Source organism: Asanoa sp. NPDC049475 (genome assembly GCF_040676915.1).
GTDB lineage: Bacteria > Actinomycetota > Actinomycetes > Mycobacteriales > Micromonosporaceae > Asanoa.
Genome location: NZ_JBFAPY010000005.1, coordinates 174955 through 188984, shown reverse-complemented (window position 1 = coordinate 188984; position 14030 = coordinate 174955). Strand labels below are relative to the sequence as shown.

9 protein-coding genes are annotated in these 14030 nt (G+C 69.8%); 2 read left to right on the top strand and 7 right to left on the bottom strand.

The window, feature by feature from the left end:
- Window positions 1-19: 19 nt before the first annotated feature.
- From AB0J88_RS20865 to AB0J88_RS20855, 3 genes are all read right to left on the bottom strand, one after another.
- Window positions 20-274, bottom strand: coding sequence for a hypothetical protein (locus AB0J88_RS20865; protein ID WP_364353507.1), 255 nt, complete (start codon window positions 272-274; stop codon window positions 20-22).
- A 330-nt stretch (window positions 275-604) separates the two neighbouring features.
- On the bottom strand, window positions 605-1150 hold the full coding sequence (locus AB0J88_RS20860; protein WP_364353504.1) for a hypothetical protein: 546 nt from the start codon (window positions 1148-1150) through the stop codon (window positions 605-607).
- A 7-nt stretch (window positions 1151-1157) separates the two neighbouring features.
- On the bottom strand, window positions 1158-1406 hold the full coding sequence (locus AB0J88_RS20855) for a hypothetical protein (RefSeq protein ID WP_364353501.1): 249 nt from the start codon (window positions 1404-1406) through the stop codon (window positions 1158-1160).
- Between the two features lie 122 nt (window positions 1407-1528).
- On the opposite strand from AB0J88_RS20855, the gene AB0J88_RS20850 reads away from it, so the two are divergent.
- Entirely contained in the window at window positions 1529-1972 is a 444-nt protein-coding gene (locus AB0J88_RS20850; RefSeq protein WP_364353498.1) for a DUF3995 domain-containing protein, read from the top strand.
- Window positions 1962-2528: a dienelactone hydrolase family protein gene (locus AB0J88_RS20845; RefSeq protein ID WP_364353495.1), complete on the top strand. Its 567-nt coding sequence runs from the start codon at window positions 1962-1964 to the stop codon at window positions 2526-2528. The genes AB0J88_RS20850 and AB0J88_RS20845 overlap by 11 nt, the downstream gene beginning before the upstream one ends.
- 18 nt (window positions 2529-2546) lie before the next feature.
- Here AB0J88_RS20845 and AB0J88_RS20840 read toward each other — a convergent pair whose 3' ends face one another.
- The 4 genes from AB0J88_RS20840 to AB0J88_RS20825 all read right to left on the bottom strand — a co-directional run bounded on the left by AB0J88_RS20840 (window position 2547) and on the right by AB0J88_RS20825 (window position 13949).
- Window positions 2547-2744 (bottom strand): hypothetical protein, encoded by a 198-nt coding sequence (locus AB0J88_RS20840; RefSeq protein WP_364353492.1) that lies wholly within the window; start codon window positions 2742-2744, stop codon window positions 2547-2549.
- Between the two features lie 6 nt (window positions 2745-2750).
- Entirely contained in the window at window positions 2751-4001 is a 1251-nt protein-coding gene (locus tag AB0J88_RS20835) for a hypothetical protein (protein ID WP_364353489.1), read from the bottom strand.
- Window positions 4002-4015: 14 nt separating this feature from the next.
- Entirely contained in the window at window positions 4016-10297 is a 6282-nt protein-coding gene (locus tag AB0J88_RS20830; RefSeq protein WP_364353917.1) for an RHS repeat-associated core domain-containing protein, read from the bottom strand.
- A gap of 61 nt (window positions 10298-10358) precedes the next feature.
- Entirely contained in the window at window positions 10359-13949 is a 3591-nt protein-coding gene (locus AB0J88_RS20825) for a LamG domain-containing protein (RefSeq protein WP_364353486.1), read from the bottom strand.
- Window positions 13950-14030 lie beyond the last annotated feature (81 nt).

Genomic DNA, 14030 nt, shown 5'->3' with positions numbered 1-14030 from the left:
CCGCCAGTCAAATGGGCGGTCAGGAGTCCCCGTCGAGGGACAGCACCGCGTCATCGTCCCAACCCAGTTGGCGCGTCAGCTCGTGGGTCTGGGGAGCGTTCAATCTGCGGTAGATCTCGTAGGCTTCCGTCCTGAGCACCACCGCCGACGCGTCGTCGGCGATCTGCGCGAGGGCGACGAGGGTACGCGCACGCAGGGCTGCGGTCCGCTCGGCCGCGCTGGCCCGGCCCACGGCCAGCAGCGCGCTGGCCAAGCCCCGCGAGGCGTACGCCAACGCGAACGCGTCCTTGGCGCGACGTGCGGTGGATGATGCGGCCGGGCCGTGTCGAGCGCCTCGTCGGCGGCACCGCCCTGCCGCAGCACCCAGGCCAGCTGGGTCATCTCGATGACCTTGGCAGGGACGAGATCGGCCCGCGCCAGCCCGTCGACCGCCGTCCGCAGCTCTTTCTCCGCCTCGTCGAGCCGTCCGGCCAGGCCGAGCACATAGCCGAGGTCCTTACCGGCCATCGCCAGGCCCACGGAGTCGCCGACCAGTTCGGCGAGATCTCGCGCGGCGCGCAGGTTCGCCTCCGCCTGGTCGTGTTGGTCGCACTCGACCATGCGGCTAGCCGGTCCGCGCAGCATCGCCGCCTCGCCCCGACGGCCGCCGGCGGCCTGGCAGGCCTCCAGCGCCACGCGCATGGTCCGCAGCCAGTCGTCGTGGTAGCCCCGCAGCTCGAAGAACTCCGCCATGCAGGTTTTCCTCGGGGGTTTCCGGTGCGTCTTCCAGGTGGAAGCGTTCGCACTGCAACCGTTCCCGTGCGAGCCGGACCAACCCGAGCCATCCGGCGGCGGCCCGCCCGAACGCGGCCGCCCAGTCGGCGTCGCTGATCTCCGCCTCGCGCCGCTCGAGCGCGTAGAGGCGGGTCAGTTCGTGGAACGCGTACCGTTGCACGCCGACCTGGTCGACGCCGACCGGCTCGAGCAGCCGGGCGTCCAACAGTTCCTCGACCGCGGCGGACGCCTCCGTGGCGCCGCTGCCCAGGAGGGCGGAGACCGTCCACTCCGGAGCGGTCCGGACCCCGACGGCGCACAAGGACCCGAGCAACGCGAACGCCCGCGCTGCGACCGGGCTGAGCGCGCGGTAGGTCACCTGCAACGTCGGCCGCACCGACAGGTCACCGTGGCGCAGTTCGTCGAAGCCGACGGCGCTCGTCGGCCAGCCGCTCGGCGAGATGACGCAGCGTCCAGTGCGGTCGTGCGGCAAGACGCGCGGCGACAACCCGGACGGCGAGGGGAAGGTCACCGCAGGCCGCCACGAGCGCGTCGGCGGACTGCTCCTCGGCCCAGACGCGCGTCGGGCCGGCGACCTGGCGCAGTAACTCGATCGATTCACCTCGGGCCAACGGTGGCAGGTCGACGGTCACCGCCCCGGACAGTCCGGTAAGCCGCGACCGGCTGGTGATCACGGTCGCCACGCCCTCGGGCGGCAACAGTGGCGCGACCTGTCAGGACATCCGGCCGCGCCGGGTACGCGGCGGTGGCGTGGTTGGGTACCTTCTTCGTCTCGCACGTAGCGGTGATCCTGTATCCCGGTGAGGACCCGACGGGCGGTGGACCGTGGAGCTACTCGGCGTATGTGGCCTACAACGTCGTGCTCATCGCTGTCGCGGTGGCCGGTGCTCTCGTTCTGCTCGCGAGCGTCCGGCCGTGGGGAACGGCCGTCCCCCGGTGGGTCATCTCGACGTCGCTCTGGATCGGCACTGTCCTGCTGGTGTTGCGCGGCGTGCCGGGCCTGGTCGAGAACGCGGTGATGGTCGCCGGCGTACGACGCGGCGGGTTCATGGGCAGCCAGGACGTCTCCGACGGCGAGCTCTGGACCGGCATCGCGATCAACACGTACTTCTTCGTGGGCGCCGTCGTCCTCACGGCGGCCACCCGCGCCTACATCCGGTCCACCCGCAAAGGCGATGATTTCGGCTATGACGGTTAGGACGCCGGTGGTCGTGCTGCACTCGAAGTACAGCGGACCCGAGGAGTACGAGAAGATCTTCGGTCCGCTCGTGACCGACCTGCCGGTGCGGCTGGTGCTTCCACGGGCACCGTTCGGCGCCCGTGACGGCTACTCCTGGTTTCCTAAAGATTCTGGTGTGCGGCACGCCGACCTCGTGTCAGCTCGATGCGACCGCTTGGCCGACGAGCTCGCCGGCGAGGGACCGCTGGTGGTGACGGGCGCGTCGCAAGGCGGCGACCTGGCGTTCGCGCTCGCGCTGCGTCATCCACAGCTCGTCACGGCGGCGCTGCCGCTGCTGGGCCTGTGCCCGCCACAACTGTGGGAGACCGCCGCGGCGGGGTGTGCACCCATCCACGCCTTCCACGGTGAGTCGGATCCCATCGTCCCGATCGACGACGCCCGGCAGGTATGCGACGAGCTCGGCAGGCGGGGAGTGCGGACGTCGTTGCACGCCTACGCCGGCCTGGGCCACGACTTCTCCGCCGCGATGCTGGCCGACTGGCGGACGACGCTGACCGGGCTTCTCCACACCTGACCCGGCGCCGCCGGCACGTCAGGGTCCGGTGCGGTCCGGCCGGCCGGCGACACGCGGTCGCCGAGGCGCGGCGTTCTCCTGCGCGTAGGGCTTCGGGAAAGGGTCCGCGCAGGACATGCCGAGCGCCAGACCGGCCTGGAACCGGGTCTCGACACCGAAGAAGTCGAGCAGTTCGGCCGGCTGTCGCGCCCCGGTTTCGCCGGGGCGCGACAGCACGGTGGATCAGGGCATGGCGCTCAACGGGACGCTGAACAGCACGCGACCACCGGGCGCGGACGGGTTGCCCCTGGGCCACTCGGTCGTAGACCAGACCTCGCCCGTCGACCACCAGTACGTCACGGCCTCGGGATGCAGCGACCAGCAGAGCCGGCTGGACGCGCCGTTGACCTGGCAGGTGCTCGACTGGCCGATGCCACCGCCGGGTGTGAAGCCCCAGAGCTGACCTTTCAGAGTCGCCGAGCTGTGCACCACGTACCAGCGGTTGTTGAACGAGAGCACGCCCTGCTGGTTGCCGACGCCGCTCGCGTACGCCTCGATCGGTGTGGCGTTGGTGGGCAGCAGGAAGTCGGCGCCGAAGGAGTAGCGGATCAGCCGGCCACGCTTGGTCTGGTCGCTGAAGTACTCCGCGGTGACCAGGCTGTCCGGACTGGTGCTGCGGTCCAGCGACAACGACGAGAAGCACGGGATGCCGGTGTCACTGTCCATACTGCACGCGCCGCTGCTGTAGGTGTAGTACCCGATCTGCGGCATCACGTACTTGTAGCCGTAGGCCGCCCACCCGCCGCTGACCTTGCCGATGTCGGAGACGCCCGAGGTGGTCTGCAGGATGTGGCTCATGCTGAACACCCGCAGCGCCACGGTGCCGTTGCCGACCGCGTTGACGATCAGCTTGTCACCGAACCAGATCATGCCGCCGATGTGCGTCTTGGCGGCGGTGAAGTCGCTGCCGGTGGAGTTGGGGTCGACCAGGTAGACCCAGCGGTACTTGGGCGCGCCCGGGTTGGTGGTGTCGATGAAGGCGACCCGGGCGTCGTTGCGCCGGTCGCCGCTCCCCCACGACCAGCCGGACAGGATCGCCCGCTTGGCGCCCCAGGCGCCGTCGTCGTCGGCGTCGCCGGAGCTCGTGATGCCTTGCGGCGACCAGTTGGAGTCGGTCGCGTCGGCGCTGTTGAAGCACCACTTGGTGGTGGCGACCGGAGACAGCGGCAGCGCGGCCAGCTCCTCGCTGTTGCAGGTGGTCATGGCCCGGTTGCCGTCGTCGAGCACGGTCGCGACACCGACGTTGGGCAGGGCCGCGTCGAGTGCGGAGATGGCCGCGGCCGGCTCGGCGTGCCAGGTCAGACCCATAGGGGTCCGGCTGGTGGCGACCAGCGGGTCGGCGTAGGCAGCGGCCGCTGGCGAGCCCGGCAGCACCACCAACGTTGCCGTCACGAGCACCGACAGCACGCCGGCGGTAAAGCTACGTGTGACCATGGTTCCCTTTCGTGTCATGAGATCAGCCCGATGTCCTGCAGATCCCTGATCATGGAGGCGTCACCGGTGTCGATCTGCAGGAGAATCGCTGGCATGGGGAAGAGAACGGTGTGGTCGCGCCATCCGGATGCCGGGTTCTCCCGCTCCAACTTCCCGTTGGAGACGTTGCCCTGGTTGTCGATCCGCACCGTATTGCCCGGATATTTCATGGCGGTGTAGGTCCGGTCTTTCAGGTGGGGCGCCACGATCCGGCCAAGTGGCTCGGCTGCTTCGCTGCCCTTCAGCGGTATGCCGCCGGCAGCGGTCACGAGATTATCGGTTCCCGATTTGTAGTTGCCGTTTCCGTAATTGCCCAAAGCCTCAAGGAGGTTGATACCCACCGCGAGGAACGGCGCTTCCTTCATCATCGCGAGAGTCGTCTCGGTTTGACTGCTGTCGCCATAGCATTCATTGGCATCACCGCCCATGGCGGCGCAGACGTGCGCCAGGAAGAACACGAAGCCGAAGCGGCCCGGCTTGCAACCGCCGCTGGACAGACACCGATAGTGGTTTATCGCGTCGCCGAGGGTGAAATCGGCGCTGCCGTGGTAGCCGTATTGACTGCGCAGCAGATTGTATTCGTCCTGGGACAGTGTCTTGCCAGTCACCTTCAGGCCGCTCAGCCGCTTCGCCCGCTCGCTCGGTGCCCGCTGCACCCGCTTGGTCTTGGTGCTCTTCAGGCCCATCTTCTTGCCCCACGACTTGTTCTTCTTGGTGCCGCATCCCCCCGGACAGCCGCCCGCACCGCGACCGTCGCCCTTCTTCAGAGGGCGTGGGTCGTAGCCGTAGCAGTCGAACTCGCGGCAGTCGGCGGGGATCAATCCGGTCGGGTCGCTCATGGTGACCGGGCTGTTGTTGGCGTAGGAGTAGCCGTTCCACTGCTGCGGATCTGTCAGATCCTGGACGGGGTCGACGGAGACGAAGCGTCCGAGGGCCGCGTCGTACTCGCGGGCGCCGAGGTGGGTCAGGCCGACCGGGTCGGTGTCGCCGCCGACGAAACCCTTGCCGTTCGGCCAGCCGGGGTTGGTGCCCCGAGGCTGGCCGTAGGGCGTCTGCCGCCTCGCGGTGACGGCCTGGGTGGCGGCGTTGATGCTGGTGTGCTGGGTCCCCTGGTGGTCGGTGTAGAGCCAGGTAAGCCCGGCCGGGTTGCGGGAGGCGACGAGCCGGCCGGCGAACGTGTAGTACCGGGTGCCGGTGACGTTGCCGCTGGTGTCGCGGCGCAGCTCCTGGCCGGGAAGGTAGAGCGTCGTTCCGGTGGCGTCGCGGCGGATGAGCCGGGTGCCGTCCACCCCGTAGATGTTCGTCTCGGCCGCCTGCCCGCCGACGGTGACCTTGGCGAGCCGCCCCTCGGCGTCCCAGGCGAGATCCTGTGAGCCGCCGCCGGGCGGGCACGTGTTGGCGGCGCTTCCACCGGGCCGGCAGGTCGTGTTGCCGCTGTTGTCGTAGGCGTAGTTGGTGACCACGGCGGCCTGACCCGGCGCCGTGGTCGTCACCCGGGTGACGGCGTGGGGCCGAACGACCCCGGGCCCGCCGGTAGGCACCGTGTAGCTACGGATGGTGTCGCCGGCCGCTGTGTGCGACACCTCGGAGCGTCGGTTGCCGGCCGCGTCGAAGGTCCAGTCCAGCCAGTACGGCGCCGGGCCACCGAGGTTGGCCACGGTCGGATCGGTGCCACAGGAGACGCCGGGTTTCGTGGTCCAGGCGCTGGTCAGCCGGCGCAGGAAGTCGTGCCGGAAGCACTGGGTGTCGGCGGACCCGATCGCAGGAGTGTCGGCGATGGACCTGATGGTGCCGAAGTCCTCGTAGTCGTAGCTACGGTTGGAGACGCTGCCGGTGGCGCCCTCCGGCTTGATGACGGTGCTTCGGACCCGCCGCGTCACCTCGTCATAGGAGGTGGTGTCCTCGACATAGCGCCCACCGGAGGTCATGCGGGTCGTCTTGGTCGGTTCGCCGAAACGCGTGTAGTCCTGCGCTGTCACGTAGCTCGCCACGCCGACGGCGTTGGTCTTCAGCGTGGCGGGCAGGCCGGTGGCGGTCTGGTAGGCGGTCGTGACGGTTTCGTTGGTGAGCCCACCACCGCCTGGATAGAGGATGCTCGTCTGGCTGCCGTCATATTGCGAGTAGCCGAAGCCGATGCTCCAGGTGGTGGCCAGACCACTCCCCTCGACCGGTGGAATGACGTAGTTGACGTTGGACGGCTGCGAGCGAACGGTGAAGCCGCCGACCTGCCACTTGTAGACGCTGGCGGCGCCGGACTGGTCGTACTCGTAGCGGAGCGCCTCTGTCAGTTGGCCCTTCGCGCCCAGCACCGAGCCCGTGTAGAGCTTGTCGTAGACCTGCTTGGTCCGCAGCCGCCCGGTCGCCGAGTCGTCGCGCAGCTCGATCTTGCGACCCAGCGTGTCGTAGACGTGCCAGAGCGACTCTCCGCGGGCGTCGGTGGTCCGCTCCACCTCGTCGTACTCGTTGTACTCGGTCTTGGCACTGCCCTTGTCCGGGTCGACCGACTCGACCTGACGCCCCTTGACGTCGAAGGTGTACGTCCACCGGTTGTCGTCGTGGTCGCGAACCATCGTCTGCTGCCCCTTGCCGTTGAACGTGTAACGGGTCGACTGGTAGTCGCCGGCCACGCCCTGGGCGGTGGTGTGCTGACGCAGCTCCACGGTCCGACCCTGGTAGTCGGTGATGGTCGTGGTCGGGGTGCCGCCCGCCGGTGGCGTCACCGCAGTGCGGTCGCCCTCGTACGACGTGGTGGTGCCCCACTTCTTGTCGAGACTGTCGACCCCGTCACCGGCCAGCAGGGTGGTCGCGACGGGCCGGTTGGCGTTGTCGAAATCGGTTCTCGTCACCGCGGGAACCGACCACTCCGGTTCCCACCACAGCGTCCCGGACGGGTTGCCGGGCTCGGCGTGCGGGCTGTAGCTGAGCGCGGCACGGCCGAGCTTGTCGTACAGGGTGTCGGTGACGACCCGGTCACCGCCGATCCCGGCCGTCTGCTGCTGCCGCGGTCGCAACAGCGTGTCCATGATCTCGTAGGTGACCCGGTAGCCACCGCCAGCATGCAGGACCTTCGACGTTGTGTACGGATAGGCGTTCCGGCTCGCCGCGAGAGTGTAGGTGTACTCGGTGGACGGCATGTCCCCATGGTCAGCCTTGCTCCAGCCGGCGTTCCACACCCGCCAGACCCGGCCTAGCGCGTCGTGTGAGATGTCGGTGATCTGGCCGTTCTGGTCGGTGGCGCGCTTGGTCGAGCCCCAGTACGGGTTCGTATCCGCGACCGTGACCCAGTTGTACGGCGCCGGGCCGGTGGTCGTGATTCGGGTGACCGGGCCGCCAACGGACGGGGTGTACGCGTTGCGGGTGGTGTTGCCGCGGACGTCGGTGCTGGTCTCGGCCCGGCCGTGTTTGTCGTAGGTGCTCTGGCTGGCGGTCTGCCACACGGTCCCGCCGCCGGCGGTCCAGTCCTTGAGCCGTTCCGTCTTGGTGACCGACCCGAGAGTCGGCGCGGCGTCCACACTGGATGCACCGTCGTAGTAGTTCCGGACGTCGGAGATGATGTGGTCCTGGCTCGTGGGGGCGGTGCCGCACGGCAATGCCGTCGTGGTCGTCTGCTTCACCGTGTTCAGCAGGTTCGCGGCCACGCCACGGTTGTAGACGTAGGACGTGCAGGTCTCGTCACCGGTGCGGCCGAGGTCTCCGTCGTCCTGCGACCGCTCGACCGTGCCATAGGTGTCGGAGAGCCAGTTCTGGGTCCGTCCGGTGCGCCAACCACGGGCGCCGTCGACACCCAGCGCGACCGCCGCATAGGTGGTCTTCGTGTCGGTGAAACGGGCCGTGACCGTGTCGCCGTTGATGGTCCGGGACGCCGTCGGCGGGGACATCCACGGCACGCTGACCGTTTTGGACAGCGGTTTGGTGGCGACACCGTTGTAGGTGACCTCCTCGCGGACCATGCCGGCGAACTGGTCCTCGTCGTAGACCGTCTCCGAGCCGAGCGACGCCGGCACCGTGACGCTGCGGGTGCCGCCCGTCGGCGCGAGCCGGTCGCCGTGCATGCCCTGCAGGTATCGCAACTCGGTGAGCGTCTGCGCTCCGGCGACGTCACCGACCCGGACCCGAACCGTGCCGTAGCCGCGGAACTGGTCCCAGGTCTTGCGGTCGGGCTTGGTCAGCCCGTCGTCGTCGGCGTAATGCCAGGCCGGAGTGCCGTACTCGTAGTAGGTGAAGGTCGGCGGCGCCGGATGTCCGGCCGTGTCGGCGGGCAGGTCCGACTCCGACACCGACTTGACGCGATGCTTGTGCCACCACTCGGTGACCAGCCTCTTGCCCTGCGGATCGTCGGGATCCACGACCAGCACCGGATAGCAGCGCATGGTGTTGGTGTGCGCCGCCGACGGCTTGTTGGTGGCGGTGCACTGGGGCTGGTCCCACTCCAGGTCGACCTTCGCGCCGGTCTCGGTGAGGATGTAGTCGATCCGCTGCCAGTTGTTGGTCGTGGTGCTGCTGGTCAGCACGCGGTTGGGCAGGGAGACCGGGGTGAAGGTGATCGGTGGCATGGTCACCGTCGAGCCGACCAGTCCCGCCTGCTGGATCTTGTCGAGCCACAGGCCGGCGTGGTCGGAGCCGTCCCCGGGCGGCGGGAACGAATGCGTGAGCGTCCAGGACGACACGTTCTGCCAGGCGGGCGTCGTGAGGGTGGTATCCCAGACCCGCGTGGTGACGGAGGCCAGCCGCTTGGTGGACCAGAACGTCGGCGAGTACTTCTTGGCGCAGGTGCTGCCCGTGCACTCCTGGTCCCAGGGTGTGTCCGGCCAGTTCGTCGCATCATGGGTGCCGCACGACGTGGTCACACACCGGTCGGCCGAGCCCAGCAGCACCTGTGCGGACGGGGTGACTCGACGGTCCGAGCTGCCTCGATCCCAGGTGCCGTAGTCGATCCGGGTCAGCGTGCCACCGCGGACGTAGGAGACCGCGTCGCTGTCGCTGACGTTGCGGGCGTACTTGTTGGTCTCCTTGGCGTACCAGTAGGACATCGTGTTGCCCCGGACGTCGACGACGTAGTCCAGGTTCCATCGCCAGGCCTGGGTGCAGAACGAGGCGGTGAAGGAGCTCTGCCGGCACGGTTCGCCGGTGTGGTTGCCGGCGACCGGCACGGTCCACGTCGAGTCCGTCACCGACGACTGCCCGGGCAGGTTGTGCCGGCCGAAGAAGTACTGGGTGCCTTCGGCTGTGGTGACCTTCCAGTACTCGCCGTCGTTGTCACCGTTGCCGCCGCCGGTGAGCTTCTCGATCCGGGAGCCGTCCTCGGATCGGCCGTGCCAGCCCTTCCCGGTCTCGTACACGAGCTCCGTGCCGCCGCCGCCGAGGTTGAGCACCGCATTGTCGGAGCGCCAGCACTGGTCGCCGGTCTTGGTGGTGTTGTTCGCGCCGGAGGCCATGTCGTCGGAGCAGGGGACGTACCGTCGCTCGATGTAGCCGGGCCAGTAGTCGAACCCTTCGCCGATCCACGACGGCTGGTTGTTGGTCACGGCGGACCTGCCGTCCACGCTGGACGACGAATAGGCGATCGAGAGGTCGGGCGCCGGACCACCGGGCGCGGGCGGCACCTCCATCGGGTACGACCAGGAGAAGTCGCCGCTGTTCCCGCCGGCTGACCAGGTCGCCGACGGGGCGAGCGAGGTGGCCGTGAAGTCACCGCCCGAGCCGGCGGGGCCGGCTGCGAGTGCGATGAGGTTCGAGCCCTCGAGCGACACGGGCGCGGTGACCACGCCCTTCGCCTCGTCGTTGGTGGACGGCAACGGGGTCGCCGCGCAGCCCGACCCTGGACTGCTCGCCACCGCGCACTCGGGCAGCCGCCACAGCCGCAGTCGCGAAGCCCAGTCCGCGCCGTACGCGTACCGGAAGGCGGCGTAACTGACCGACAGCCGCACCGAGCGGCCGGTTGTCTTCGCGGCCGGCCGCTCGACCCGCAGCAGCAGTCCGTCCCGCCAGGCCGCCGGCGCTGTCGCCCGGTCGAGGACGCGCACCGTCACGTCGGAGACCCGCTCGCCGCCCGGGCCGGCGACCCGGGCGACGCCCGACGTCGGCCACACCGGTGCGGGTGCCGCCACCTTCTTCTGCGGGGTGTACGGCCAGGCCCGGGTGCGCACTTCGGCGCCCACCGAGTCCAGCTTCTCCGCCTGCGGCGACAACCGCGCCGGCCCTGGTGTCGCCTGAGCCGATGTCGCGACCAGCAGGCCGCCGAGCAGAACACCGGCCAGGGCGCCCGCGACCCACGTCCGCGCCGCCGTTCTCGCTTCGTAGAACACCTTTGCCTCCGGGCTATGCGGTGTAGAGGGCGCGGACCTGGGCGTCGGTCATCGCGCCTTGGAAGGTGGCGACGCCGTCGATGGCACCGATCCATTGGTCGGTGAGCTGGTCGCGCCACAGGGTGCGGCCGACCAGCAGCGGACCGGCGGCCGCCATCGGGGTGAAGCCCACGCCCTGGGTGCCTTCGAGCGCACCGTTGACGTAGATCCGGATCTGCTTGCGGCTGCCGTCGTACACACCCACGACGTGGGTCCAGACGCCCGCGTCGGCCGCCGTCGTCGACGAGACGCTGACCCCGGGCGATCCGGTGACGTCCTCGTCGGTGACGCAGAACTGCCATTTGCCGGTCGTGGGCAGGTACTTGAGCCAGGCGCCGCTCTCGTGCGCGCCGCGCTGCGCGACGGCCGTGCGGCTTCCGCCGAGATCGTCGACGTTGACCCAGGCTGACATGGTGAACGACTCGTCGGTGCGCAGCACCGGCCTGTCCTGCCAGGTCGTGTACTGGTTGCCCGCGCCGTCCGGCGGTGTCAGCCCGGTCTTGGCCGCCGACCGACCGTATTCCTGGGTCGCCTGCCACGGCGCCGGGTTCTCGTCGGGGAAGTACCAACCGTCGAGGCGCAGCGCGTTGCCGGTGTTTCCGGCGCCGATCGCAGCACCGCGGGTCAACGCGAGCCACCGGCCGAACTGTGTGCCGTCGCCGGCGTCGCACGTGTCGGCCAGGTCCTGGACGTAGCAGGGCCGCGCGAGCTCGAAGTCCCACCGGCCGACCTGGATCGGGGCCAGGATGCCTTGCGCGTCGACGCCCCCGGAGGTCGGGTCGCTCGCGAGCTGCCCGGTGAAGTCCTGGGCGACCAGCACCCGGTCGAAGACCTGCAGATCGGCGATCTCGCCCTTGAAGAAGGACTCCTCGGCACCGAAGTTGCGACCCCGGCCAACCGCGAAGACGCCGTTGGCGATGTAGCCGTCACCGCGGGCGGCCAGCCAGGTGGCGGGCGGCGTGACCGAGGAGACGAGTACTCCGTCCACGTAGAGGCTGATCTTCTTGTCGACCTCGTCCCAGGAGCCGGCGACGTGCGTCCAGCGGCGAATGGCCGTCGGCGCGGTCGAATGGGCCTCGACGAAGGTCCCGCCGTCACGGTCCGGCACCCGCATCCGCCAGCGGTCCGCCCAGCAGTCGTACTCGAGGGCGAGCGCGCTGCCGATGGTGCCGTCGGCCGAGGCCACCGTCAGGTTTCCGCATCCCGAGTACGAGTCCACCCGGACCCAGGCGGCCACACTGAACGATCCGGCCGTGTTGACCGCCGGTCCGGACGTGACGGCCTTCGCGCTGGTGCCGTTGAACCGCGTGGTCTGCCCGCCCATGAGGCGGATGCCGTCGGCCCAGGTCACTCCGGTCGCGGTCAACGGCGTGTCGTAGCTGAGGGACGGCTGCTTGTCCTCGAGCGCCTGGGCCTGCGTCTGACCCGGGTAGGTCTCCAGACCCCACCGGGCGACCGGCGGAGTCGGCCGGTTGACGACGATCTCCCGGGTCGCGATGTTGCCCAGGTTGCCGACGGCGTCGACGCCCCGCACCCAGAGGATGTTCTGCCCGTACCGTGGCACGGTCAGCGTGACCGTGGCCGTCCTCGTGGTGGTGCCGGTCGCGGCGACCTCGGTGGTCGGCGGACTCGACCAGCCGTAGCGGAACTTCACCACGTCGGTGGTCGTCGTGCTCAACGTGAAGGTGACGGGCAGGCCGGGCCACGGAACCGCGCCGGGGGTGATCGTCGGGGCCGGAGGCACCGCGGTGTCCACGGTGAACTGGCACCACGGCGACCAGCCGCTCCACTGTTCGTACGGCGTCGGATCGACCGCGCTGACCCGGTAGGCGTAGGTCTTGTTCCTGGCGACGGTCACCGCCGCCGTGGTGGCTCGCGCGTTCGCCGTCGCGGGTGCCTTGGCAGGTGGTGACAGGCGTCCCGGATAGGTGTCGGTGACCGAGCCGATGCCGCCGGCCGGCACTTCGATCCACTCGTAGGTGCCGGTGAGCGTCTGGCCCGTGTCGGCGTCGGGATAGACCGCCGAGAACGTCGGTGTCAGCGTTCCGGTGGTCAGCACGCCGGAGGCCGGACAGGCGACGCCGGCGACCCGCAGGCCGTTGGGCTGGCCGGGCTTGGAGTCGTAGTCGACGACCAGCTTTGCCTGGGCGGGGTAGAACTTCTTCCAGCGGTCCTGCGCTGACTCCCACTCCCCCAGTTCGTTGCAGGCGCAGAAGCCTACGGTGAGGGTGCTCCAGCTCTTCGTCGCCGCGGTCTGCACCTGGGCGGTCACGGTGTCCCGTTCGAAGTTCATGATCATGTCGGGCTGTGGCGAGTCCGAGCAACCGCCCGCCTTGTTGGCGTGCCCCTCGGCCGAGTCCAGCCAGGTCGCCAGTTTCATCGCCGACCAGGACGCCTTCATCGTGGCGGTGATCGCGGAGGAGAAGTACATGTGCGCCCAGGTGTTGCCGCAGGACCAGGAGTGCTGGAGCTTCATCTGGACGTACGCGGACTCGATGTGCTTGCCCTGCAACGCCGTCGTCGGGAACTCGAAGAACGACCGGAACCGCACCCCGTCGCACGGACCGTCAGGGCTCAACCCCACCCGGGCCACCGAGTAGTCGGTGTTGGTGCAGCCGTTGCTCGTCGCGTACGCCCACTTCGACCGGGCCACCGACCAGGACGGGTCGATGAACAGGGGGTACGCGGCGTCGGGGCGGTCGAGCATCATCGCGTCCGGCACGAGCTCCAGGTCGCCGTCGCCGGTCACCCGAGTCGCCACCGCCGCCGTGCGCGCGCCGTCGCCCGCCGCGGCGGCCGTGGACCGCGCGAGTCCCTGCTCCGCCATCGCCGTGACGGGCACCGACGAGTCCCACATGATCGCCGGCTCCGCCTGCGCCACCACCGCCTTGCCTGCGACGGCGCGCAGCGAGCCGTCGGCGTGCCGCTCGAGCCGCGCGTCCCCACCGACGTCGAACGCCAGCTTGCGCAGTCGACGGTCCGCCGCGGCCGCGGCCGTCTTGACCACCAGCACGTGCGTGAAGCCCGTGTGCGTGGCCCGCACGACCAGATCGACATCCGGGAGCACATCGGGGTAGGTGGCGGAGTCGCCGGCGACCCGTGGCGCGGGCAACCGACCGGGCCAGGACAGCGCCAGTGAACGGCCGCCGCGGGTCAACGACACCAACGGGCCCTGTCCACCGGCCGAGAACGCCACATCCGCGACCGACGCGACCGGCCGCAGCCGCCCGTCGGCGCCGGCCCGCAGGCGCAGGTCGACGTCGGCCCACGAGCCGTCGGCGCGGCGGGAACGCTGCGGGACCACCGCCGACTCGAACGTCAGCCGGCCGTCGGGCTGGGCCAGCACCTGGGTGTACTCGGTCCGCGACCCGTCCACGGCCACGGGCTGACGGCAGGCGGCCGCGGCGGCGAGCGCCGCGCGTTCCGTGGCCGCCCGAGTGACGCACACCGCACCCGCCGGCTCAGCCGCCGCGGCCTCACGCGTGACCACCGCCGTCGCCGTGACGACGACCAGAAGCGCCGCTGCCGTGGGCAGCCACCGCTTTCCCCACACCGCACCCACCACGCAGCCCTCCCCGACCCGACCCGCTGTGCGGGCCGTTCCCACACTGCGATGCGGTCAGGTTGGTCGCGGTCGTGCGTACCG